This window comes from Amycolatopsis palatopharyngis, from assembly GCF_003385185.1.
Taxonomy (GTDB): Bacteria; Actinomycetota; Actinomycetes; order Mycobacteriales; family Pseudonocardiaceae; genus Amycolatopsis; species Amycolatopsis palatopharyngis.
In genome coordinates this window covers 1-23,304 of record NZ_PQHZ01000023.1, presented here as the reverse complement: position 1 = coordinate 23,304, position 23,304 = coordinate 1, and the positions used below count along the sequence as shown (strand labels likewise).

Here is a 23,304-nt window from a genome sequence, read left to right as displayed (position 1 = left end):
GTGCTCATGCTAAGCGCGCCCACCGACAGAATCGCCACTGCTCGAGCCCCGGAAGAAAGTCGCACGGGGAATGGTCGCGACCCGCTCCACACCGGTGCCGTCGATCCAGTGCACCTGCTCACGCGTGTTCTCGTCGAAGACGACCTGAAAGGCAGGATCTTCCAGGGAGAGGTAACCGATCAGTTCGGCCATGCCCTGCTCGAGGGGATGGCGGCCGAGGACCTCACTCAGTCCGATCTGGGCGCGTTCCCGCAGCTCACGGCGCACGATGTCGGACAATCGCTCACGATCTACATATACCTGTTCGAAGAGGGCTGACGCGTCGACGTCCTCATCGGCCGCGGTGATGCCCGCACTGTCCAGCTGGACCTTCGCTTTCGGGGTGTAGAGCGGCCGTTCCATCGGCAGCGCGACCGACGGTGCCGTGGCATCGAGTTCGCAGGTGAGTGCCGGAGCGGCCTGCTCGCGGAGCTTGAGCGCCGACGACTCGATGCTGCGCAGGATGTCCATCACCCGGCGGTTCTCCAGCCACACCTGATCGTCGAGGAACCGCCGCAGCTGTTCCGACAGCAACCGCACCGTCGTCTGGGTGCGCTCGGCCGCGTCGAGCCAGTCGTAGTGGATGTGCCGCATGCGCGGGTCGGGTTCACCGACAACGTCCAGAGATTGAACCTTTCCGAGCAGGTCGGTGAGCTCGTTCTGCCGCTCATGCGAGAGGAGGAAATCGTAGAAGGCCTGGAAGCTGCGTCCCTGGTCTGAATCGGCGATGGTAGTGCGGTTGCCGACGACCTCGTCGAGCAGCTCTCCCTTGGAGCCCTCCCAGCTGGCGATACGAGCACGGAGGTCCCGATCAAGACCGCGGAAGTTGGCCTCGACCTCACGGAAGTCGGACAGCAACTCACGCGCGGTCGCGGCGAACTGCTGATAACGATCTCGCTGGGCCGACGCATCGAGGACAGCGAAGTCGCCGCCGGCAACCCGGTTAATCTCGACATCGATCTCGGACCGGCGTCGATACAGCTCGGCGAGCCGGACATCCGGATCGGTCTCCGCTCCGTAAGCCATCTGGCGCAGCAACTCGAAGATCGTGTTCAGACGAGACTCGGTACCGACGAACGAGCGTTCCCGAAGCGAATCGACCCACGTCAACGCCTTCTCCACAGCCGGAGTCACGTCGAAGTGCGCCTCGTCCGACCCTGCCGGATAGTACTTACGCAGCCACCCGTTGCCCGGAGCCGCCCAATCATCCAGGTAGGCCTTTGCCGCCCTGGGAAACGTACCTTCGCCGAGCCGCTCATTAAGCGCGTACAGCTCGTCGTCGAGTCTTCCAATCAGCTCGGAAGCCGAAATCGAACGGACGTTGTCATCGACGAAGACCTCACGGAGGAACCCGAGTACAAGCGGCGCGTTGTCGGCACGCAGCAACTTCCAAGCCGGGTCATTGCGACGCAGCAGGTCAAGCTCATCGAAATCCACAACTCGAAACGTCGCTCACGAACGATCATCCGTTACGAGGGCGGCGGGAACCGGCCAGTCTACCGCCGTTAGTTCGCCCGTCGAGTTGCGGAAGCGCTGTCGCAGGCAGATACCTGGCCTGTCCGCTTTCGAACGTCGAGGAGGCCATCATGGCTTGGATAGAGAAGATCGGCCCACACTCGTGGCGCGTCCGCTACCCCACCGCCGACGGCAGAATCGGCTCGCGTTCAGGATTCGACACCAAGAAGTTTGCCAGCGACTACGCCAACCAGATCGAGGCCGACCAGCGGCGTGGCACCTGGCCAGATCCGAAGGCAGCCAAGATCAGCGTTTCCGCCTGGGCGACGTTGTGGGCAGACACCCTCGATGTGGAGATCCGCACCGAGGAGAACTACCGCAGCCGGATCCGAAACCACATCGAACCACGATGGGGACGTACCGCCGTCGGCGACATCACCGCCCTCGCGGTCACGCTCTGGGCCAAGCAACTCCGGCGCCGCTACGCCAGGTCGACCGTTGCCGGCACCATCACGGTGTTCTCCATGTTCTCCATGATGCTCGACGACGCCGTCGACGAGCGGCTCATCGCCGTCAACCCCGTACACCGCAGGGCGCGACGGGGCCGACGCCGCGAACAGTCACCCGTTCCCATCGAACGGATCTGGGCTACACCCGAACAGGTCGTCCGCATCGCGGACAACGCCGAATCGCTCGGCAACCGCTGCTACGGACTGCTGGTCGTGAGACCGCAGGCTGGACCGGAGCCCGCTGGGGCGAACTGACCGGCCTGCGCCGCGTCAACACCCACCTCGACGACGGCTGCCTCGTCATCGACCCTGACACCGGCAGCCTGCATGAAGGCGCACACCGGTTGTGGCTCGGGCCGCCGAAGACCCCCGCTTCGGCGCGAACCATCACACTGCCGCCGTTCCTGATCGACCTGCTACGGGATCACCTCGACAGTCGAGACGGCGACTTCGTGTTCACCAGTCCGCGCCGTTGCTGGCTGCGCCGCAGCGACTTCGACCGCCGCGTCTTCCGCCCCGCCATCGACGGCACCCTGCAACGGCCCGACGCGGCGGTACCGATCGAGCCGGTCCGGCCAGGGCTGACATTCCACGGACTGCGACACAGCCACAAGACGTGGATGATCGCCGACGGCATCCCTGAGATCGCCCAAGCTCGACGACTGGGCCACCGCCTCGACAACCGTGTCGTCGAGACCTACAGCCACGTCGCCCCCGAAGTCGAGCGACGCTTGCTTCGCCACCTCGAACGCCGCTGGCGCACCGCGAGGACCACGGTCGACCGCGCCGCGGCTCAACCAACAACCTCGAGTGAGCCTGCCCGCGCGGCTGACCCCCACCGCGCCGCAGTGGTGCGAAACCAGCAGTGAGATACCCCCGAAGCCAGCTGCTCATTGTGGGGTAGGTGCCGCTGTGGGGTGGCGGCTGGCGTTCTCGCCAAACTCCTGACACAGCGGATCGGCGACGATCAGAGGCACCTGATCGACCACCATTTACGAAGATTGACTCGCACACGCTGCCAGCGCCACACGACGCTCGACGGCGGGATGCAGATGCCGGGACCCTGTACCTCGGCGGGCGGAGGGCTCGGACAGCCAAACGAAGTGCCCCAGCATCTGTTGCTCGGACGCTGGGGCACTTCGGGCCCTTGGTGCGCGTGCTACTGGCGAGCGATCGCCGCTTCAATTCGTAGCCCGGCGCCCGTGACGGCTAGTACGACAGCCAGCAGGTAAGGCCACTGGTCGTAGCCACTTCCAATCGCTTGCAGGAACACGATCACGAACGCGGCGAGTAGCGCCACCGAGCCGAAGGAGGCCCTACTCGCCGCAGAGCTGGATAGCTTGTCTCTCATAGTGCTGAATTATGTATGGAAGACCTCGGTGGCATCTCGCGACCAAGGCTGCGATGCCAGGAGCTAATTGGTCGTTAGTCATGATGGAGGAAGCACATGCTGGCGCGAATCACGGTGACCCTGAAATCTATGCACAACCGGGCGGCGCCGCATCTTTACACCGGTCCTGCCGTCTACGCCGGGTTCCTCAGCGCCGTTGCGACAGCGCACCCAACCTTGTCCGCGGCCCTGCACGACGCACCGAAGTACAAACCGTTCACCCTCTGAATCCGCTCTGGATGTAGGTCAACAGGTGCGGCGAAGCGCCCTGGCCGCCAGGGCCAGATCCCCGAGCGTGCTCGACACAAAGGCATCGGCGCTCTCACGGTCTCTCGTCAGCGCATCGAGCATCTCCTGGTCGGCATACCTGGCCACACGCGACGGCGAGCCTAACCGGATCAGGACCGCCTGGGCCGCGACCGCCTCGGCGTGACCCCTCGAGGCCGTAGCCCGGGCGACCGATCGTCACGTGGACCCCCTCCACATCGCGGAGACGCCGCAGCAGGTCCACCTCCGGCAGTTCCTGGCGCACAGGGAGCCAGATCCAGCGTGCGCCACGCTCTCACGAGCCACGAGGGTCTTTGGGATCTCCCGGTACGATCACCACACAGCGTCGCGGCTGAACGCCCGAATAACTCGACAGGACACCCGTTCGGGCGACCGGGCTGGAGCAGATCTGGTGACCCCATTTCGCCCGGAACCCCACACTGCTCCAGTTTTGCTCCACCTACTGAACAGTAACTGAAGCGAGATCCATAATGGACGAGTGTTCGGTGCACCAAAAAACAACGCGCGACCTGCGAAAACATGCAGGTCGGGCGATCATGAAAGCTGTGGAGCTAAGGGGACTCGAACCCCTGACCCCCTCACTGCCAGTCTCTCTGTCCGCAGGTCAACGGTAGCAAGACGAGAATCCCGTAGTCAAACGCTGCCCCTTGATTGCTGTTGGGTGCCGTTGCCCGCCGTTCGACACGCCCCTGTGCTCCACGATTGCTCCAGATATAACCGCGTGAAGCTGGGCGCCACATCGACACAGGCCGTGGCAACACTGCTCTGCAAGGAGTGTGTTAGTCATCGCGGATCTTCACGGCCGATCAGCACGATATCGTTCACCAAGAGGTGGAGACCGCCCGGCCACCCAGATCCTCGCCGCCGAGCAGTCCCACTGGAAGCCCACGGGAGTGAAGCTGTCGAACAACAGATGCCCGATGCACGCTGGGCGCTGCCTGCTGATGAAGGAAAAGGCCTGCGGCCTACTGCGCGGGGCTCTGGCAACAACAGTAGGGCCGCATTGAACCAGGACCATCCGTCGGCTGGCTCGACTAGCATAATGTCGGCGGGCATCGCGGCGCACGGAAGCGTCCAACGAACGAGGTAGGTACCCATGAAGAGGCTGGACATAGAGTTCAAGAACTGCCACGGCATTCGCGAACTCGACGCGTCCTTCAAATTCTACAGGAACGGGAACTCTGTCGCGATCTACGCTCCCAATGGGACGATGAAGACTTCCTTCGCCCGGGCTCTCGCCGACCTCTCACGGGGTATCGAGACGCAGGACCGCATGTTTCCCGAGCGCGAAACTGTCCGGCGCATCACCGACCAGGACGGTAACGAATTGACCGCAGGCGATGTGGTGGTCGTGCTGTCCTACGACGAGGAGCTGGGTCCAAACGAATCCACTTCTACTCTTCTTATCAATCCCGAGCTTCGTAAGGAGTACGAGGCACTACAACTCGAACTTGTAGAGGCTCGTGACGAACTCGTGGTTGCGTTAAAGGAGCAATCGGCCACGAAACAAGATGTAGCCGACGTCGTCTCTCGGGTGTTCACTCAGCAGGAAGATAACTTCTTCACTGCACTCGTTCGGCTCAACTACGAAATCGAGGAGCAGGATTCTGCACCCTTTGCCAAACTTCCTTACGAAGTGCTGTTCAACAGCAAGGTGCAGCCGATTCTGCGCACACCTGACCTCCAGTTGGCGCTCGCGGATTACGTGACCCGACTCAACGAACTGCTCGACAAGTCAACCTTCTTCAGCCGGGATTCCTTCAACTTCTATAATGCGGCCAACGTCACGAAGAGCCTTGGTGACAACGGGTTTTTTTCGGCTCAGCATTCAATCCTCCTACACGGGGAAGTGGGGGACCCGAAAGAGGTTACGAGCAAGTCTGATCTTGACTCGGTAATTGCCGTCGAAAAGCAACGAATCACTGACGATGATGCACTCCGAAAGAAGCTCGATACGGTCGAGAAGGCGCTCAACAAGAACGTGGACACCCGGGCCTTTTTTGCCTACATCGCTAAGCATGTCGAGTTGCTTCCCGAGTTCACCAACGTGGACCTGTTCGAGCAAAACATCTGGAAATCCTACATCAAGACACACGAGCGGCTCTACAAGCGCGTGGTCGACTGTTTCAAGAGTACGGAGAAGCGAAAGAAGGAAATCGAACAACAGGCCACCGCCGAGAGCACCCAGTGGGAACGGGTCATCGACATCTTCAATGACCGGTTCTTCGTACCCTTTCGGCTCATTGCCAATAACCGCGACCGGGTGGTACTCGGACAGGAGAAGCTACTGAAGCTCGGCTTCGAGTTCGAAGAGGGTACTGAGAGCACGCCCGTGGAGCGTGGAGACCTGCTGCAGATCCTCAGCAATGGCGAGAAGAAGGCGCTCTATATTCTCAACGTGCTGTTCGAAGTTGAGGCTCGTAAGTCCTCGGGACGCGAGACCCTGTTCGTCATCGATGACCTCGCCGATTCCTTCGACTACAAGAACAAGTACGCCATCATCCAGTACCTGAAAGAGATGTCAGAGCAGTCGAACTTCAGGCTGATCCTCCTCACTCACAACTTCGACTTCTTCCGCACGTTGGAGAGTCGAGCCGTCGTAGGGTACGACCGCTGCTTCATGGCACAGAAGAGCGAGAGCAAGATCGTCCTGAGCAACGCGGTCGGCGTTAAGAACCCCTTCATCAAGGACTTCAAGTTGAAGTTCTTCGAGAACGGCATGAAGCGGGTTGCTTGCATTCCCTTCATACGAAACATTCTGGAGTACACGAAGGGTGAAAGTGACCCTGACTATCTGAAGTTGACCTCACTCCTTCACTGGAAGAGCGACACCTCCTCCATCACTCACCACGAACTCGACTCCATCTTCACTGGAGCATTTGGCGGCGATGGCGTGTGGCCGTCGTCATCGGATGCTGTACTAGACCTCGTGATCGAGCAGGCAAACCTCGCACTCAAGGCGGACGAAGGCGCGAACTTCGAAAACAAGATCGTGATGTCCATCGCCATCCGCTTGCTGTCGGAACGTCACATGGTCGCGGAGTTGGCGGATCGCGAATTCACGGACAATATTCCGGCGAATCAGACCCAGGCCTTATTCAAGGCCTACAAGAACCGACGGCACGGTAGTGCCGAGGCGCGCGAGACTTTGGACGCGGTAGTGCTCATGACGCCAGAGAACATCCATGTCAACTCGTTCATGTACGAGCCAATCATGGACATGTCCGACGCTCACCTGCGGAGGCTGTACAACGACATTCAGAAGTTGCACCCCACGTCGTAGATTCAAATTGCGGCACAGGACGATTCACCTTTGCAGACTGCCGACGCCTGCTCCGGAACCGAGTCGGCGCACATGAAGATCTTCTCGTTTAATAAGCGATCAAATTTAAATAGATCAGTTAACCGGCACCGGAAGTCCCTGGCGGCCGCGACGGTGGGAGAACGGCCAGCTCAGGCTGGCAGGCACTCTGCTACAACATCCCAACCGGCACGATGTTCGACCCCTACGAGACGGCGGAGGGTGGCGAGGATGCCAGCCATATCTTCTACGTGAACAACAACCTGCTCATCGCGCCAGCAGGCGATCCACTCGTGGCGCGTGCCCTCGAACGAGTGACGGACCAAGTCCTATCCTCACGGGCGAGCGGTCGGGACATCCAGTCGATGACCGGACCGGGCAACCTGACGGCTAGCCTCGTCGAGCATCCGGTAGAACTCTCAGTACAGGAAGGTGAACTCGACTTCACACTACTGCTGAACTGGGATGCAATTGCCGTGAGCACGTGGCCGCTCGAGTACCGCTCCGACGACCGCAACTGGCGGAACGGGTGCGTAGCAATGGGTGATCTCGTCTGGGGCACGGGAGGCAAACGCCCATGAACACGCTGACCTTCGCGGAGTTCAAGGAGCGCCTCGCCCATCGCGTTCGGCTGCGAACACGTGTGCTCGACCCGCAGCGACGGGCCTCCGTCTTCTCCCAGAGCGGGGAAGCGAACTCGCTGGGGCGCATCTACGTGATCAATCTCGACCGGAAGCCAGATCGATGGCGACGGGTTGGGCGTGAGCTTGATCGCTTCCGAGGCCGGCACGGTGAGCGCCTGACAGCGCTGACCCGCAGGATCTCAGCCATCGATGCCCGGTACTTGACCTCTACACCCGACCCGGCGGTGCTTCGTCCGGCCTACACCCTGGCCGACCAGCTCACCGTCGATCCGAACCCGCTACTGAAGATCGATGATTCCACTCGGGCACATGAGATCGCGATGACCCGGCAAGAGATCGCGGTGGCGCTCTCGCACATCGAGACCTGGCGCCGCGTCGTCGCTGGCGACGACGCGGCGGCACTGCTCCTGGAAGACGACGTCGTCATAGCCTTCGGTTTCGCTCGCAGGCTCAAGGCGACGTGGACTGCACTGCAAGACCCGAGTGGAAGCCACGACTTCGACTTGCTATACCTCGCCTACAAGGATGTGAGCACGAAGAAACCCAGTCCGGGCGCTGAACCAGTCCACAGGCGAGAACCTGGCGTCTGGGAAGCCGCAGCATACGTCCTTACCAAGGCGGGCGCGCAGAAGCTCCTCGACCAGTTGCCGGCCTTCGGACCGATCGATCTGTGGCTCAACCTGCAATTCGCAACGCTCAAGACGTTCACTGCCGGACGGCACCTGATCGAGCAGCGCATCGACGAACCGTCGACCAACTCATACTCGGTACTGCCGGTGCTATCGCAGGTCGGCGTCATCACGAAGGAGAAGGCACTACTCCCGTCATCGCGCAGGCTGCGTGGCCCGGTGTTCGGGCTGGGCGATGCCCAGTCCGGCCTAACATCGCTTGCTAGGGCGCTCTCGATGGTTGGCTACACCTGTTCGAGTGACCTCGACCAGATGCCCGCACGCGAGTTCGACACGCTCCGACGTGGCGAGCGTGGTCGGCTGTTCAATGCCTACGTGAACATCGGCTCCCTCGACGGTGAGTCCGTTCGGGAGATCGTTGCGGCCAACCCGCACGCCTTGTTCGTTCTGACCACGCCCGATCACGCGCCGGGCGAGCTTCCCGCCGGCCGAGTCCTGCACCTGGCCCCAACTGTCGCGGACAAGTGGAACAGCTTGAGTGAGTTCCTCGATATCGAATACCCGGCGTTTCCTTACCCCGAGGAGGACGACGTCGGGCAGAGGAGCGTCGCGTCGCGGTTGCCTCTCGACACTCCACTCCCTGCAACCGACCTCACGTTCGACACATCGCCGTGGATCCTGTCGCGACGGCTGCTCAACTGGCAGGGCATCCCGATTCAGCCTGATCAGTCGACCAGCAGTGCGACGACCTCGATCGAGTGGTTCGCCGGCGAGCCACTCGACGACGAAACCTGGAAGTTCCGCGACGACACTTTCCCGAGCAACCTCGCACTCTTCTCCCCCAAGAACGTCACGGCTCACATGGACGGACTTGCACTGGCCGTGCGACGCGAGAGAACGCCGGTCCGTGAGTTCACGGCGGCAGCCATTGCCAGCCGCATGAACTACCTATACGGATCGTTCGAAGCCGAACTCCGACCGTCGAACGTGCCCGGGCTCATCACCGGGCTGTTTTTGCATCGCAACGGGCCTCGCCAAGAGATCGACATCGAGTTTCTCGGGCGCGACACGACTAAGATGCTCGTCAACGTCTTCTACAACCCCGGCCCCGACGGCACCAAGCTCGAGTACGGCTATCGCGGCACGCCGACGGAGATCAGGTTGGACTTCGATGCGGCTGCAGCATTTCACATTTACGAGATCGACTGGCGTCCGAACCACATCGCTTGGAAGGTCGACGGCGTGACTGTCGACGAGCGGACGCTCTGGAACCCGACTCCGATCCCCGATCGCCCGCTCGAGTTCAACCTCAACCTCTGGCACTCACGCTCGTCTGAATTCGCCGGCTGCCTCGACACCAACCGCCTACCCACGTGTGCCGAGGTTCGCTCAATCGTGGTTACGACATCAGAGAGCCACGTAGTTCCAGGAACCCTTGTCTAGCTGAGGTGCCCCAGGAAACGAACACACCTTCCTGGCCGTCGACGACGTCTTCTCCATCGCCGACATCCCCGTCACTCCTTGGGACGTCATCCGCGACCGCGGGATCGTCCTCTAATCAGCAGAAACCGCACAAAACCGTAACCCTCGGGTTCGGGGGGTTGCAGCTGGACGAACGTCGCAGCCAAAGTAGGCGACGGGACGACCCTTGCCCGACGTTGGCGGCAGGCGCGTGTCAGCCTGCTGCTCACGACGGCAACTTGAGGACTTGACGAAGCACATCCCACAGGAATGACGTCTTGGTGCCTTGCTACGCGTCGCCTGGCTGAATCTCCAGTTCCGCTTCGTGATCGCATCACGCTTCCATCGACCCATCCCCGTGGCGACACTGACCGTTATGCCACTTCTCGAGCTGACCGCCGACAGCCTTGAAACCGTGCCCTCGTCGACCTTCGCCGCGGAGCAGATCCTGGAGCGCACGGACCTGCAGCGACTTCTGCGTGCGCGTATCGACACGGTGATCGAGGACGTGCTCATCGTCAGCGAAGAGTTCGCGGAGTTCACCCGTGGCCGACGACGCGTCGACCTTTTGGGCATCGACCGGGAGGGCCGGCCTGTGGTGATCGAGCTCTGCTACGGACTGCTGGTCGTGACCGCAGGCTGGACCGGAGCCCGCTGGGGCGAACTGACCGGCCTGCGCCGCGTCAACACCCACCTCGACGACGGCTGCCTCGTCATCGACCCTGACACCGGCTGCCTACACGAGGGCACACACCAGCTGTGGATCGGGCCGCCGAAGACCCCCGCTTCGGCGCGAACCATCACACTGCCGCCGTTCCTGATCGATCTCCTGCAAGATCACCTCAACGGCCAGGACGGCGACTTCGTATTCGCCACACTGCACCGTTGCTGGCTGCGCCGCAGCGACTTCGACCGACGTGTCTTCCGCCCCGCCATCGACGGCACCCGACAACGGCCCGTCCAGGGCACGTCGGACACGACTGGCTTCCCCTAACGGCACCACCACAAAATCCTTAACGAGGGCTACTCGTCGGCGACTTCGGATCAGATCAGGTCGGCGTGCCAGTTCGTGGTGCGGGCGAGGTGCCGGTAGCCAACCCACTCCTGGGCGACGCGGCGTCGTCCCGTGAGCAGCCGGACGATGGCATCATGATGTTCGACGGGAAGCCAGGCGGCCAGCTGGCGTGCACGGTCCTCGTCCACAGTCCTGTCGGCGGCTCGCCAGCTCCGGCCGATCGCGAACAACTCCGCGTAGAGATTCACCGCGGGGTCGACCGGCGGCAAGCCGCCCACGCGTGCGGTGCGCCGGGCGGAATCCGGAATACGCAGGCCGGACAGGTCGACGTCCCCGAAGTAACGGATCCGCCGGATCTCGTGGTTGTCGGTGATCGACAGGATCGACGACATGAAGCTCGCACCCAGACCCCAGGCGATGTGCCCGAGGTTGTGCCGCGCGGGCAGGGCCTTCACGATCGACCACCAGGTGGCGCTGTTCTCGACGACGAGCAGCAGGTCGCCGTCGCCGACTCGGGTGAGCTGGTTGGGTACCGCTTCTTCGAGCGGCTGTTTGCTCAGCAGTGGTGGCGGAGTCGCCACGGCGCACAGCAGACGTAGGAGACGTTCTCGATCACGGAACAACGGCCCGCTGCGAATTTCGTCAAGAACCTTCTCGGGTGAGTCGTAGTCCTGCTCGCTGCCGTACCTCCCGAAGATCTCCAGCGAGCGTTCCCGCAGCGGGACCTCAGCAGTGTCCGGGTTACCCATCAGCCAACGGTTGATCGCCATGTACCGGACTCGCTGGTGGGCCGTAGCCGCGGGCCAGGCGTCCTCCAGGTCGTACAGCGATCTGTGCCACCGAGGCATCGGGGGTATGACCTTTGAGGCCTTCGCTGCCGTCGGGACGAGCTTGATCTTCTGTGGCAGTTCCACCCTTTCGAAGTCGGTTGCCTTCCCCATCACGATCTGCCCGAGGTCGGACAGGATCGACAACGTGGTCTGCAGCGTGGCCGCGATCCCGCCGTCACCCTCGCGATGATCGAAGATAGCGCCGAAGCACCGGCGTACCTCGTCGATCGGCACTACCTTGTGCGTGGTGCCGCGCCAGGTCCCGGCCCAGCCGAGCAGCTCCTGATAAAGGGCGTCGGCAAGGCGTTCAGTTCGCTTCGTCATGGCGCCGTTTCGGCAGGGTGATCCTGGTCGCGGTGAGCACTCCGGTGTCGGTCGGCTGCAGGAGCGAGTCTAGGTACGGGACGATGCGCTCGTGCACCGACAGGTACTTGCGTCCTGCCCGGAGGTCCGCGTCGTTGCGCAGCCGGATGATCAGTGGGAAGCCGGCCAGCGCTTCCTCTTCGAAAAGGCCAGTGGTGTAAACGAGCTGGACACCGAGCGCGGCGGCCACGCCTCGCTGGAGGTCCAGCAGGTAACCGGCCGAAGCGCGGCCGATGGGGTTGTCCAGGAAGAGGACCCCCGAGTGGTGACGACGGACCTTCCCCTGGTCGTTGGCGCGCAGCGCGGCCAGGGTGCAGTAGAGGATGATCGCCGCGGTGAGATGCTGCCCGCCGGAGAACACGTCACGCACCTCGGAGATCCGGACGCGTTCGGTGCGCAGCACGGCGTCCGGTTTGAGCATCGTCACCGTGAACCCCTTGGGCACCGCGGCCCGGACCGCGCGCAACACCACCGCGAGACCGTCGCACTTCTTGGTCTTCGCGTGGTGCTCCACCACTTCGTCGAGGACCAGGCCCAGCTGATACGCGAGCAGATCTCCCTCGACGGGTGAACAGCCGATGCGCAAGAACTCCGAACCGGTCCAGTCGCCGAGGCCATCCGGGAGTTTTGACAGCCGCTGCGCCGTTCGCAGCCTGCGGAGCGCGCCGTCCACGATCGCGCTCAGCCGCTCGAGGATGGCGGCCCGGTGCCGGCCGATCTGGGCCAGGTCGTCAGCCAGCGACCGCAGCCGCGGCCGCAGCTGCCGAGCCCAGTCGGCCGCGTGTTCGGCCAATGCGGAGACCGCGACCCCTTGGATCTGCGTCCGGGCCGGAATCGCGAGGGACTCAAACCGGCTGTCCACGGCACACCCGGTAACGCGTTCGGCCCGGCTGAGCAGCTCCCGCTGCGCGGCCTGCGAGTCCTTCAGCGCTTGCGTAGCAGCGCGGCGAAGCTCGCTGTACCGGTTTTGCGCGGCTTCCTTGTCACCGGTGAACGGCTCGACATCCGTGGTGTCGACGCCGGGTTCGTCGTCCGAGGCCGCGCGGTGCGTCTCAATGATCGTCCTGAACGACTCGGCGGTCGCCTTCGCCTTGGTCAATTCGCCCTCAGCCGCTTCCAGGTCGGTGGTACGCCGCCGATAGGCTTCTTCGACGTCGCTCGCCTCGCGGCGGGCTTCGGCCACCAGCTGGTCGCCGTGCTGCGCGTCGCGCGGCTGCCGTGACTCATCCAGGGTGGCCGTCGGTTTCGGGAGCTGCTCCAGGCGTGCGCGGCAGTTCGCGGTCGCGGTCATCGCGTCCTGGTGGGTTTTCTTCGCGGTCTCTAACCTGGTGCCGGCCGCCGTGATCGCGGCGGCGCGGGAGGCGGCGTCGGCCCCGTCGGTGGACGAGAGCAGCTGCCGAGCGATCTCGCGGATGCTCGCAGGCTCGTTCTCCCACGCGCGGCGCACCTCGTCCGCCTTGGCCTCCGCGTGCTGCAACTCCTTGAGCTGGTCGTCTCCGACCTGAGCCTTGTCGTAGACGCGCTGAGCGTCGGCGAGGAACGCGCGCAGCACGGCGACGGGGTGCTCGGGAACCGGGTCGGCGCGGTCGGCGGTGCTGCCGCCGGGCAGCTCGTCGATCTCGTCCTGCGCCCGGACCGCGACGGCACGCCGGTCTGCGGCCAGAAGGCGGTTCGCTTGGATGTCTTCGCGCAGCTTGTCGAGGATCCCGTAAAGCGTTGCCGCCCTTGTGTCTTGGGTTTCGGCGGCATCGCGAGCGCGTCCGGCATCCAGTCGCCAGCCTTCCGCCTCACGACTCCGGCCGAGTAGCTCGGTGAGCTTGCGGGACCGCTCGATGAGCTTCTCGAGTGCCCGGCGCATGCCGCCGAGCTGTTCTTTCAGCTCATCGCGGGTCTTGATGGCGAGCTTGAGCGCCTCCTCGTGGCGCGCAACAGTCTGGCGGGCCTGTTCGACCAAGACTTCGGCCGACGCGACCACATCGGCGAGCTCGCCCAGGGCACCGGGCGGGTACTCGACACGCCAAGCGGTCAGCCTCGCCGAGAGGGCCCGGTCGGCGGCGTATACCGCGTCCAGCTCGGCCAGCCGGCTCTTCCGTTCGGCGTGTTCTCCAGCGATCCGCACCCGCTCCGCGTCGGCCGCTTCGTGGTCGAACAGCGCCGGGTTGGGTGCTGCGACGAAACCGGTGTCCGAGCGGAACGAGAGATCGAACTTCGTCTCGACCACCACATCGAATGACTGGGTGGTAGCGACGACCACAGTGCCGGTCGGGTGGTAGCCGTTCTCCGCGAGGACCTCCCTGGCGCGCTCCAGCAGGTCAGGTTTGTTGATCAGGACACCGCCCGCCAGGTGAGGCAGGCGGCGCACCAATTCGGCGCGGCTCGACTCGTCGGAGCGCTCAGCCAGGTAGGTCCAGCCAGCCACACTGGTGATGCCAGCCTCCTCCAGCAGCTGCCGGGCCCGGTCGACTTCGTGATGGGGCGGTAGCAGGGCTTCAGGGTCGTCGTCCCAGACGACACGCGCGGGTTCGTCGGCGGCGTCGGCGACCTTCAGCCCGATCCGTCGGCGGTCGACGTCGGCCTGGGCCTTCGCCAGCTGGTCGAGGAGTGTCTCGGCGTCGTATTCCAGCATCACGTCGCCGGTGTCGAGGAGCTCGCCCAGCCGCGGTTCCCGGCTGAGCGCCGTCGCGGCGGCGTCGGCCCGCCGTACCGCGGTCCGCGCTTCCTCCACCTTTCCCTTCGCCGCGATGAGATCCTTCTGGGATCTCAGAAGATCGTCCCGGGCCTCCTCGACTTGCGCGTCGAGCTCGGCCAGCTTCTCCTCGCTCTCCTCGATGGCACTCGCGTCGGACCGGGCTCGGCCGGTCAGCGTCTGGGCGTCGTCGGCTAGCGCGGCTGCCGAAGAGGTCAGACCGCCTCGCACGGCAGTGTCGATTTCGGCGTCGACGACAGCGGCACGTTCGTCGAGCTGGGCCGCGCGCGCCGTGGCCTGGGCGGCACTGTCCACGGCCGACCTCCATTCGGGGGTCGTAGCCTCGACCGAGTTCTTCAGTTTCCCGACGGCGGTATCCAGTTCCCCGGCCTCTGCCGTCGCCTCGTCCACAGTAGACAAGAGAGAACGGGCCAAATCGCGGGACTTCGCGTCTCGCGTCTCAAGGGCAACACGAGCGGCGTCTTGTCGCACACTCACGAGTCTTCGCAAGGCGGCCGCCGATTCAGCGGCCGCCTCGTGCTTCTGCAGCTTGCGCGTCGCGTCCCAGCCTTGCAGGACCCGCTGCGCTTCGTCTTCGGCGTCCTTGGCGGCTTCTTCGGTTGAAAGAGCTGCGGCGAGCCGCAGGTCCGCGGTGCGATGAGCAAGGGCGGCACCGATCTTGCGCACTTGGTCAAGGTAAGCCGAAGTCTGCGAAACCACGCCGTTCAGCTCGCCGATGTGCTGAACGCGTGTTTCGAGCAAGGCGTTTTCGTGGGCGACTCGCGCGCCAAGCCGGGAGACAAAGCCATGAAGGTCACCCGCGGCCGTATCGGCCGCGTTGCGGGCTTCTTCGGCGGCGGTCCGTTGTTCGGCCAGCGGACCGAGCAGCTCGAGTAGTTCTTCGACGAACCTGTGCTCCAGTTCGAGGTCCTGGCGGGTTGCGAGTTTTTCGGCGTGTCCGGCGATGGAGTCGGCGAGATCCTCCGAATCACCGGCCGGGAGGACCGCCTTGAGGAGGAAGTCGACGAAGTTCTCGTCAGTGGTGAACGTGAAGGCGTCGGCCGCTTCGCCTTCGCCCGTGTTCATGACCCGCTGGTAGCGGAACAGCTCGGGGTCCAGGCCCAGCTCGTCCAGCTGGGCGGACCAGTCGCGATGCTTGCCGGCCCACTGCAGCTCGAGGGCAGGGTCCGTGCGGTAGAGGTCGTCCAGCCGGGCGCGGAAGTCGGCGGCCGTGAGGTTTTGGCCGTCCTCGGCGAAAGGCAGCGAAGCCACGTCGACGGCGGTCCCCGGGCGCAGGCTGTACCAAAGATCGACGAGCTTCTCCTCGCCCTGCTGGGGACTGCGGTCGCGCCACTGCGACACCTTGCCGGTGATCAGCAGACGGCCTGTCCGAGTGTGCGTCCACTCTAGAACGACGTGGGCGACGTCGACCCGGCCGACGAACTTCTCCAGCACCTTTGTGTTGGAAGTGCCAACCACTTCACGGCGGCCCGGGAGCACCACCGAGAAGATCAGCTTCATCAGCACCGACTTCCCGCCGCCGTTCTCCAGGAAGAGGATCGAGGCCGGAGACGGGCGCCGGATCTCCTGGTCCCCGAGCACCAACTGCTGGTCGCGGACCGCCGCTCCGACACCGGACAGGTCAAGAAGCACGTTCTCGTACCGGGCGCCAGCGGGGCCGACGGAATACAGCCTGACCTTAGACAACTCATACATAGGACGTTCCCCGGTTCAGTTCGTCTCGGAGTTCGGCAGGGCGCCCCCGCCTGCCGCCAGCGGCGGGACGACCCCGAAGGCGAGCAACTCGTTGAACGCGGCCTGTGACGCGAGCTCACGGACGTGGATCTGGTAGCGGTTGGTGGTCCGGAAGACCTCGTCGGCCTCTTCGCCAACCGCTTGCAGGAGCCCGCGGTCGGCGAGCCATCTGAGGGCCCGGCTGACCATGCCGCGTGTTGTGTCGCTGTTGAGCCTGCTGTCCTTCGTGGCCGCCACCTCCGGACGTCGCAAGTAGGCGCGCCAGGCGCGTTCCAGCTCGGGCTCGTTAGAGAATGGATCGTTGTTGGCGGCGTCCCGGCTCGCCCGGTCGTCCAGCACCCGGCAAGTCTCCCGCACGACCAGGTCGACGTCCTCGACCTTGACGCGGCCGACGTACTGGTTGTTGGCCAGGTCGTCCGCCCGGGGGAAGCACAGCGCTGCGACGGCGAGGTGGGCGATCCCGTGCAGGATCTTCTCAGTGTCCCGTCGGTCCCGCAGTTTCGCTTGCCGGGCGTAGTCGTCCATCTTCATTTCGAAGGCCGAGCCAGGCTGGGCCGCGAGCACGATGCCGCTGACCTCCGTCACGTCGAGCACGACCAGGCCCAGCCCCGCCGCGGTGGAGTCAACGGCTGCGGCGAACACGTCGTCCTGACAGTAGCGGCGGACGAGTTCGCGGTACGCCACGTCCCGGGCGGGCACGTGCTTGCGGCGCAGGCCCAGTGCAATCAGCCGGGCTGGCTGCTCTTGGTCTATCGGTCTGGGAAGCATCACGAGGCCTCCACGTCGTCGCGGTCGGGGACGTCGTCGGGCACGGCGACGTCGGCGGTGGTGAGCAGCAGGTCGTCGCCGGTGACGTCGGCGCCTGACGGCTCGATCGGCTGGTCCGTGGGCACCGCGATCAGCACTCTGTCCCGTCTGTGTCGGACCACGGCACCGAGTGCCGGGCTGTAACCATGGACAGCGCGCAGGGCCACGAGTACCGGGAGATCGTCGTCGAATTCCGCAACTTCGCGCAGGACAGAGCTGAGTGTGCGGACCTGCCCGGGCAAGTCGAGCAGTGCGTCAGTCAGCTCCCGGTGCTCGTCGGTGAACCTCATGTCGTCCGGAGCTTCGTCAAGCACGGGTTCGACCACCGGCCCGGCCGTGCGGTCGCGATCGGCGACCGGCCGCAGCAGTATGGACACAAGAGAAGGTAGGGAGAGCGCGTCTGGGCTGTCCACGCCCGAAGCAGCGCTGAAGAACTGTTCCAGCGGATTGACGGCTTCGGCTATGGACATACCCAAGACAGGCTCGAGCAGCTGTTCGTGCAAATCCAGTGCCGCTCGCTGGGGCGGTCCGGAGAACTGCTGACGGTCCTGCTCCGCGCGAAACATCGTCCGGGCGGTCTGGAGCCGGCTCTGAAGCTGGGTGTGCCTGCGGATGCAGTCCGCGACGATCTCCACCAGCTCGGCGGCCCGGCGCTTGTGACCAGGATCGTCGGACTCGTCGCGCGCGCTGGTGATGTTGCGCAGGATCGCGTGCTCGACCTTGAACCGCTGCTCGATGTGCTCAAGCGCCTCGTCGAGCATCTCCGGAAGCTCGGTTTCCCAGTCCACCACGCGCACGTCGCGCCGAGTGGCTTCGAGCTTTTGCCGCAGCAACTCGCCGTACTGAACAGTGCGGTACTGCGCCTGCTCGGCGGCCACTCGCGCGTCGGCGAGCTGCCCACGGTTGATCAGACTCTCGAGCTTCACCTCGGCGGCCACCTGGGCCGACCTGACGTCGGTGTCGAGCGCCCCGACCAGCACGTTGATCGCCTCGTCAGTGGCCCGTAAGTAGATCTCGCCCGCCGCGCCCGGCACCTCGCGTATCAGTTTGAAGTCGAATACGCGCCGCTGGTAGCGGCCGTCAACGTCAATTTCCCCGTAGTCGTGCCGGAACACCCGGTCGACGGTGCCGACGTTAATCAGCTTTTCCAGCACCCACCGGGCCACTCGCCGGTGCTCATCGGGAGTGCGATCTGGTGACTGAGCGGCTACGAACGGCATGACCCGTTCTTGAACGGCTTCGTGCGCCGCGCCGGTGTCGAAGTCCATCGCGATCGTGACCTGGTCGATGGTGTGCATCGCGATCTCGGCCATGTGGTACTTGGTGGCGTCGACCCAGTCGAGCTTGGCCTTGTGATAGTCCAGCTCGTGTAGCGGAGCTGTGCAGGCGAGCGCCTTGAGCCGGCGAGTCAGCCCCAGATCCGCGCTGACCCCGGAACTAAGGCCACGTTCAGTGGCCTGCGCAGGCTCGGCAGATTGCGGTCGTGCCACCGGGCGGCTGCCCGCTCGGGTAGGAGTGGGGCGATTCAACAGCACCGCACCGCCGGGTCGAAGGCCTCAGCGAGGCCCTCCGCTTCCGCGAGCTGGCACCACTTCAGCGCTTCGGCGTAGCGCTTCAACCAGGTAGACGTACCGGACAGGCGAATGACGGCATCGTCCATTCCTTCCTCCACCGCGACTGCTAAGTTGGCCGCGGCTTCGGGTGCACTGGCGTTGGCGGTATGCCGCCGACCTTCGGCCGACACCAAGTTCATCCAGCGGCGGGCAACGATGTCACCACCCGACAAATAGGGATCGGGCTCACGTGCGCCGAGGAACAGCTCGTGAATGTTCATCGCGGTTCACCCGCGTCCGCGGACCGGCCAGTGCAGCTGGGTGTGGGCCCACCCGAGGCACCTACGCAGGGTACTTTCCTCGTGATCCAACAAGCGGGCGATCTCACGCACCTCCAGATCGAATACATGCCGGACGCAGACGACGCCGCGCGTGGACAGCCGACCAACCGCCTCCCAGAGCGTGGAGTCGACGGAGATAGCCGCGCGGCAGTCCGCGACGGCCTGCGGCACACCCGGAAGGACCGATCAGACCGTCGTCGGAGCACAAGTCGGGAACATGCGCCGGGTAGTCCGGTCCAGATTCACTCGCAGATCCACAACTTCGCTCCCCAGTTAAGTGGCACTCCACCCGACGAGGCAATCATACTCTCCCCATGATGTCGGCCAATTTACGGCAGTTGCAGAAAGAATCACCGCAACAGCCGAACGCTGTCTCAACAATTTGCAGCTCATGGTGACCCCGGCACGGGTGATTTCACCGCACTGGAGCAGAGTTCCCGACAACGAACGTGAATTCGACACACGAATGCACACAGTCATCGGCCCGACCTCGTTTCAAATGAACGGCAGTTCGCGCTTGCCCCGTACCGCCCTCTTGGGAGTTGACATCGACCGAGCCAAGGCGCATCACGGACTCAGTCAGCATCCGCGTGGTTTGGAGGTCGTCATGGCGTGGGTCGAGCGATCAGGACAACATTCGTGGCGGGTTCGCTACCGGCAGGCTGCGGGCGGCACGAGTTCAGTGGGCGGATTCCGCAGCGCCGAGGACGCCCACGCCTACCTCTCCGACATGGCCACCGATCGACGGCGTGGTGCCTGGATCGACCCCGCCGCCGCCCGGACGACCCTCGCCGACTGGGTCCAGCGCTGGCTGCCCGCCCTCGACCTGGACGAACGCACGATCGAGAGCTACCGCAGCAAACTACGCTGCCACATCCTGCCCCACTTCGGCACAACACCGCTCGGCGCCATCAGCACCCTCGATGTCACCCTCTGGACCAAATCCCTCACCCAGCGCTACGCCCCCACCACCATCGCAGGCCTGCTCAACCTGCTGTCGATGATCCTCACCGACGCCGCCGACCAACGACTCATCCCCGCCAATCCCATCCACAAACACCGCCGCCGCGGACGACGCTCCCGCCACACCCGACCCGAACGCACCTGGGCCACACCGCAACAGGTCGTTCACATCGCTGAGCAAGCCGCCATGATCGGCGGCCCCGTGGCCTACCTGCTCATCATCACCGCCGCCTGGACCGGCTGCCGCTGGGGCGAACTCACCGGCCTGCACCGCAGCCAACTCGACCTCGACCACGGCATCCTCACCATCGACCCGTTCCTCGGAGCGCTGCACGAGTCCGCACACCACCGCTGGCTCGGCCCACCCAAAACACCCTCCGCCGCCCGCCACATCACCCTGCCACCGTTCCTGACCCACCTGCTACGCGAACACCTCAACCAGCACCCATTCCAGTTCGTGTTCACCACCCCGTCAGGCACCTGGCTATGGCGCTCCACCTTCATCCGACGCGTCTTCCGACCTGCCGTTGACGGCACCCACCCTGGACTGCAGCCCATCCGCCGCGGCCTGACCTTCCACGGGCTGCGCCACAGCCACAAAACCTGGCTCATCGCCGACAACGTCCCCGAAATCGCCCAAGCCCGCCGACTCGGCCACCGCCTCGACAACCGCATCGTCGAGACCTACAGCCACGTCGCCCCCGAAGTCGAACACCGACTCCTCACCGCACTCGAAGACCGCTGGCACACCGCCACCCACCACGACCCACCACCGGAACCCACCACGCCCGACAACCGACCACTCGCCCCGGTTGTCCCCCTCTTCGCCGGTACGCGGGACACCACCGACCAACACCGCAATTTTCAACGTCAGCAGCGAAAGCATCAGCGTGCACAGTCCACATGTCACCGGCTGCTGCCCCACAAACGCCCCACGTGGGGCACGCACACGACACTCCCCCGGATCACCGAAGATCACCCCAGGGCACAAGCAAACCCCTCCGACCAGCCGAAACGGCTCGGTCGAAGGGGTTCATTACGAAGTGGAGGTTAGGGGACCTTACTCGAACATAAAAGACCAGGTCAGAGCCCTGGAAGAGCTCCGTGAGAAGCTTCCCAGCCTCGATACGCCCGAGCCGCCGTCGATCGAGCGCGATCGGCCCCGGCGTGCCCGACAACTCGGTGCCGATCAAGTCGTGGAGTTGATCGCGGGCTATCAGTCCGGCGCGACAGTGTACGAACTCGGTGACCGGTTCGGCATCGAACGGCGAACGGTCAGCAACATCCTCCACCGGCACGGCGTGCCCATGCGCCGCCGCGGCCTCTCCCCCGACCAGGTCGACCACGCCATCCACCTCTACAACCTCGGCTGGTCCCTGGCACGAGTCGGCGAACACCTGGGCGTCAACCACACCACCGTGCTGAACAAGCTGCGTGAACGCGGCATCCCCACGAGAGACAGCCATGGACGTCCGCGCGTCGAAGCAGGTGATCTTCGATGACCCGGCCCGCAGCTATGTCAGTTCGATCAGGTTCGGACGCGGCCACCGTCGTGAAGGCCGTCACCGTGATCATGGGCGTCGTCGTCGGTCTCACCTTCCTCTTCGGCTTCGGCAACGTCCTCAACCTCGCCCTCCGGCTCGGAGTCCCAGTCTGGGTCGCGCCGCTCGTCGCACCCGCGGTCGATCTGTCGATCCTTGGTCTGCTGCTGGGTACCCGGCATCTGGCACTCGCTGGCGCGTCGGCGGAGGTACTGCGGCCGGCTCGTCGACTCCTGATCTTCGCGAGCGTGGTCACGTTGGCGTTGAACGTGGCCGACCCAGTAGTGGCAGGTGAGTACGGAAAAGCAGCCTTCGACGCCGTCGGGCCGCTCCTCTTGATCGGCTGGGCTGAAGTAGGCCCGAGCTTCCTACAGGCAATCGGTGAATGCAGTGCTTCGACGGCCACACGCGGTGCGGTTGCTGAAGAGCAGCCGGAGGTACTCGTGCGGGAGAAACCTGGAGCCAGCCCGGCTGGCAGCGATAGCAACGAGGACGAGGTAGCTGACCGGGATGGGCCCGGCCTGACGCGGCAGAAGCGTTCGCCGGAGAAGCTCTTGTCGTTGGCTCGGGAAGCAGACGCTGCGCATCGTGCCGCGCACCAGAAGCCAATTTCGGCGGACACGCTTCGTGTTCAGTTGGGCATAGGTGCGACTCAGGCGCGGCGGCTGGTCAAGGCCGTGCGTTCCGAGTTTCAGGCGCGGATCGAGGGCGATCAGCGCCTGAGCAGCGTTCCGCAAGACGCAGAGCGGGGGAGCCTGTTGCCGCCTGACGTACACGTTTACGACATCGTGAGCGGTCGCGGCGTTGAACGAGGTCAGGGCGGTGCCGAAATGGCTCGCGGCTGCCGCGGACAGCGACGCGGCCGACGTGTGCGCTGCGGCGTCAACGCCTGCTGCGGCGCTGAGGGTGCGGCTGCCAATCCTGACCTGCTGTCTCCGGTCGACGTGCCTGAGTGAAAGGCTGAAGAGCGTGAGTCTTGATGACGACGCGGTTGAGGAACTCGACCTGGTGCTCGGGCAGACGCATCACCTACTTGGTGAGGCTGGTGACGAGTTGGCACAGCGCCTCGTGCAGGGGACCAAGCTGACTCTGCGTCGTGACGGCGGGTACTTCCACCCGACGCCCGGCGACAACTGGCGGTCGGATACCTACGAGGCCGTGTTCGAAGTGGCACCGTCGTTGGTTCCGGAGTTCGCCAGCGAGATTGTCGACCGCATCTGGAGCAACTGGAGCCAGTGCTGCGACAACACGGCCGACAGGATGTGTTCGGAGTCGTCGTTGAACCGACGGTACCGCCGCTGCCGGAGGTGGCCGCTGATTGGCGGGCACAAGCCGAGCAGCCACCGGTTGCTCTGCCAGGCAACCAGGCCCGGCGGGAGCGAGCGAATGGCGGCTACCCGGTGTCTGACGGGTTAACGTTCGGTAGTCGAGCCGAGATCGTGGTCTATGAGTTGCTCGTCGAACTTCAACGGGCGTGCTCCCGGCACCGAGCCATCGCCATGATGCCGCTGCCAGCGGCCAAGCTGCGCGACGGCGGCGTACGCACCCCGGACTTCATCGTTCTAGGCAACGGCCGCGCTGTAGTGATCGAGGTCGATGGACCGCACTGGCCGTGGCATCGTGATTTGGCCCCGGTTCGGCACCGCTATCGGGCCCCACCGATCGGGCGAATTCCTGCTCGTGGTGTGCGAGTCGGCGGGTCGAGTTGAGGGTCCTGGGTGGACAGTGCCGGTG

The 23,304-nt window shown here is 64.4% G+C and carries 18 protein-coding genes and 1 pseudogene; 11 read left to right on the top strand and 8 right to left on the bottom strand.

What is annotated here, in order from left to right; translation table 11 throughout:
- Positions 1-9 precede the first annotated feature (9 nt).
- Positions 10-1,476, bottom strand: coding sequence for a DUF3375 domain-containing protein (locus D0C15_RS18485; protein ID WP_116047037.1), 1,467 nt, complete (start codon positions 1,474-1,476; stop codon positions 10-12).
- Positions 1,477-1,625: 149 nt separating this feature from the next.
- On the opposite strand from D0C15_RS18485, the gene D0C15_RS35075 reads away from it, so the two are divergent.
- Both D0C15_RS35075 and D0C15_RS18480 read left to right on the top strand, forming a co-directional pair.
- A complete protein-coding gene (locus D0C15_RS35075; RefSeq protein WP_245975988.1) occupies positions 1,626-2,258 on the top strand; it encodes a hypothetical protein in 633 nt (210 codons plus the stop codon).
- A complete protein-coding gene (locus D0C15_RS18480) occupies positions 2,183-2,872 on the top strand; it encodes a tyrosine-type recombinase/integrase (RefSeq protein ID WP_245975985.1) in 690 nt (229 codons plus the stop codon). The genes D0C15_RS35075 and D0C15_RS18480 overlap by 76 nt, the downstream gene beginning before the upstream one ends.
- A 290-nt stretch (positions 2,873-3,162) precedes the next feature.
- On the opposite strand, the gene D0C15_RS18475 is transcribed toward D0C15_RS18480, so the two are convergent.
- Positions 3,163-3,354, bottom strand: a complete 192-nt coding sequence (locus D0C15_RS18475) for a hypothetical protein (protein ID WP_116047033.1) — start codon at positions 3,352-3,354, stop codon at positions 3,163-3,165.
- Between the two features lie 96 nt (positions 3,355-3,450).
- Between D0C15_RS18475 and D0C15_RS34175 the strand changes: the two genes are divergently transcribed.
- The gene (locus D0C15_RS34175) at positions 3,451-3,621 is read left to right on the top strand and encodes a hypothetical protein (protein WP_162830131.1); all 171 of its coding nucleotides are present in this window, start codon (positions 3,451-3,453) and stop codon (positions 3,619-3,621) included.
- A gap of 18 nt (positions 3,622-3,639) precedes the next feature.
- Here the strand turns inward: D0C15_RS34175 and D0C15_RS35495 are convergent, their stop codons facing one another.
- Positions 3,640-3,768, bottom strand: coding sequence for a hypothetical protein (locus D0C15_RS35495; RefSeq protein WP_281270711.1), 129 nt, complete (start codon positions 3,766-3,768; stop codon positions 3,640-3,642).
- Between the two features lie 1,009 nt (positions 3,769-4,777).
- Between D0C15_RS35495 and D0C15_RS18470 the strand changes: the two genes are divergently transcribed.
- From D0C15_RS18470 to D0C15_RS18455, 4 genes are all read left to right on the top strand, one after another.
- On the top strand, positions 4,778-6,964 hold the full coding sequence (locus D0C15_RS18470; RefSeq protein ID WP_116047031.1) for an ATP-binding protein: 2,187 nt from the start codon (positions 4,778-4,780) through the stop codon (positions 6,962-6,964).
- Positions 6,965-7,176: 212 nt separating this feature from the next.
- Positions 7,177-7,563 carry a hypothetical protein gene (locus D0C15_RS18465; protein WP_116047029.1) on the top strand — a complete coding sequence of 129 codons (387 nt, stop codon included), beginning with the start codon at positions 7,177-7,179 and terminating at the stop codon, positions 7,561-7,563.
- Positions 7,560-9,698 (top strand): family 16 glycosylhydrolase, encoded by a 2,139-nt coding sequence (locus D0C15_RS18460; RefSeq protein ID WP_116047027.1) that lies wholly within the window; start codon positions 7,560-7,562, stop codon positions 9,696-9,698. The genes D0C15_RS18465 and D0C15_RS18460 overlap by 4 nt, the downstream gene beginning before the upstream one ends.
- Before the next feature lie 394 nt (positions 9,699-10,092).
- The gene (locus tag D0C15_RS18455; RefSeq protein WP_162830130.1) at positions 10,093-10,710 is read left to right on the top strand and encodes a hypothetical protein; all 618 of its coding nucleotides are present in this window, start codon (positions 10,093-10,095) and stop codon (positions 10,708-10,710) included.
- A 50-nt stretch (positions 10,711-10,760) separates the two neighbouring features.
- Here D0C15_RS18455 and D0C15_RS18450 read toward each other — a convergent pair whose 3' ends face one another.
- From D0C15_RS18450 to D0C15_RS18430, 5 genes are all read right to left on the bottom strand, one after another.
- The gene (locus tag D0C15_RS18450; RefSeq protein ID WP_116047023.1) at positions 10,761-11,885 is read right to left on the bottom strand and encodes a Wadjet anti-phage system protein JetD domain-containing protein; all 1,125 of its coding nucleotides are present in this window, start codon (positions 11,883-11,885) and stop codon (positions 10,761-10,763) included.
- Complete coding sequence (locus D0C15_RS18445; RefSeq protein WP_116047021.1) at positions 11,869-16,326, bottom strand: coiled-coil domain-containing protein; 4,458 nt, start codon at positions 16,324-16,326, stop codon at positions 11,869-11,871. Before D0C15_RS18445 ends, D0C15_RS18450 begins: the two co-directional genes overlap by 17 nt.
- A 15-nt stretch (positions 16,327-16,341) precedes the next feature.
- The gene (locus tag D0C15_RS18440) at positions 16,342-17,133 is read right to left on the bottom strand and encodes a hypothetical protein (protein ID WP_116047018.1); all 792 of its coding nucleotides are present in this window, start codon (positions 17,131-17,133) and stop codon (positions 16,342-16,344) included.
- The gene (locus D0C15_RS18435; RefSeq protein WP_116047179.1) at positions 17,133-18,590 is read right to left on the bottom strand and encodes a hypothetical protein; all 1,458 of its coding nucleotides are present in this window, start codon (positions 18,588-18,590) and stop codon (positions 17,133-17,135) included. Before D0C15_RS18435 ends, D0C15_RS18440 begins: the two co-directional genes overlap by 1 nt.
- Positions 18,591-18,697: 107 nt before the next feature.
- A complete protein-coding gene (locus tag D0C15_RS18430; protein ID WP_116047016.1) occupies positions 18,698-19,006 on the bottom strand; it encodes a hypothetical protein in 309 nt (102 codons plus the stop codon).
- A gap of 337 nt (positions 19,007-19,343) precedes the next feature.
- Between D0C15_RS18430 and D0C15_RS18420 the strand changes: the two genes are divergently transcribed.
- From D0C15_RS18420 to D0C15_RS18405, 4 genes and pseudogenes are all read left to right on the top strand, one after another.
- Positions 19,344-21,083 carry a tyrosine-type recombinase/integrase gene (locus D0C15_RS18420; protein ID WP_162830128.1) on the top strand — a complete coding sequence of 580 codons (1,740 nt, stop codon included), beginning with the start codon at positions 19,344-19,346 and terminating at the stop codon, positions 21,081-21,083.
- 142 nt (positions 21,084-21,225) lie between these two features.
- Entirely contained in the window at positions 21,226-21,531 is a 306-nt protein-coding gene (locus D0C15_RS18415; protein ID WP_162473052.1) for a hypothetical protein, read from the top strand.
- A 14-nt stretch (positions 21,532-21,545) separates the two neighbouring features.
- A pseudogene (locus D0C15_RS18410) lies at positions 21,546-22,259 on the top strand (hypothetical protein); the annotation flags it as partial.
- A gap of 280 nt (positions 22,260-22,539) precedes the next feature.
- The gene (locus D0C15_RS18405) at positions 22,540-22,986 is read left to right on the top strand and encodes a hypothetical protein (protein WP_116047009.1); all 447 of its coding nucleotides are present in this window, start codon (positions 22,540-22,542) and stop codon (positions 22,984-22,986) included.
- Positions 22,987-23,304 lie beyond the last annotated feature (318 nt).

Bases quoted from the DNA above. Each gene is read 5' to 3' on its own strand.
- D0C15_RS35075 (WP_245975988.1), top strand. From the start codon at position 1,626: ATGGCTTGGATAGAGAAGATCGGCCCACACTCGTGGCGCGTCCGCTAC.
- D0C15_RS18475 (WP_116047033.1), bottom strand. From the start codon at position 3,354: ATGAGAGACAAGCTATCCAGCTCTGCGGCGAGTAGGGCCTCCTTCGGC.
- D0C15_RS34175 (WP_162830131.1), top strand. From the start codon at position 3,451: ATGCTGGCGCGAATCACGGTGACCCTGAAATCTATGCACAACCGGGCG.
- D0C15_RS18470 (WP_116047031.1), top strand. From the start codon at position 4,778: ATGAAGAGGCTGGACATAGAGTTCAAGAACTGCCACGGCATTCGCGAA.
- D0C15_RS18465 (WP_116047029.1), top strand. From the start codon at position 7,177: ATGTTCGACCCCTACGAGACGGCGGAGGGTGGCGAGGATGCCAGCCAT.
- D0C15_RS18460 (WP_116047027.1), top strand. From the start codon at position 7,560: ATGAACACGCTGACCTTCGCGGAGTTCAAGGAGCGCCTCGCCCATCGC.
- D0C15_RS18455 (WP_162830130.1), top strand. From the start codon at position 10,093: ATGCCACTTCTCGAGCTGACCGCCGACAGCCTTGAAACCGTGCCCTCG.
- D0C15_RS18450 (WP_116047023.1), bottom strand. From the start codon at position 11,885: ATGACGAAGCGAACTGAACGCCTTGCCGACGCCCTTTATCAGGAGCTG.
- D0C15_RS18445 (WP_116047021.1), bottom strand. From the start codon at position 16,326: ATGTATGAGTTGTCTAAGGTCAGGCTGTATTCCGTCGGCCCCGCTGGC.
- D0C15_RS18440 (WP_116047018.1), bottom strand. From the start codon at position 17,133: ATGCTTCCCAGACCGATAGACCAAGAGCAGCCAGCCCGGCTGATTGCA.
- D0C15_RS18430 (WP_116047016.1), bottom strand. From the start codon at position 19,006: ATGAACATTCACGAGCTGTTCCTCGGCGCACGTGAGCCCGATCCCTAT.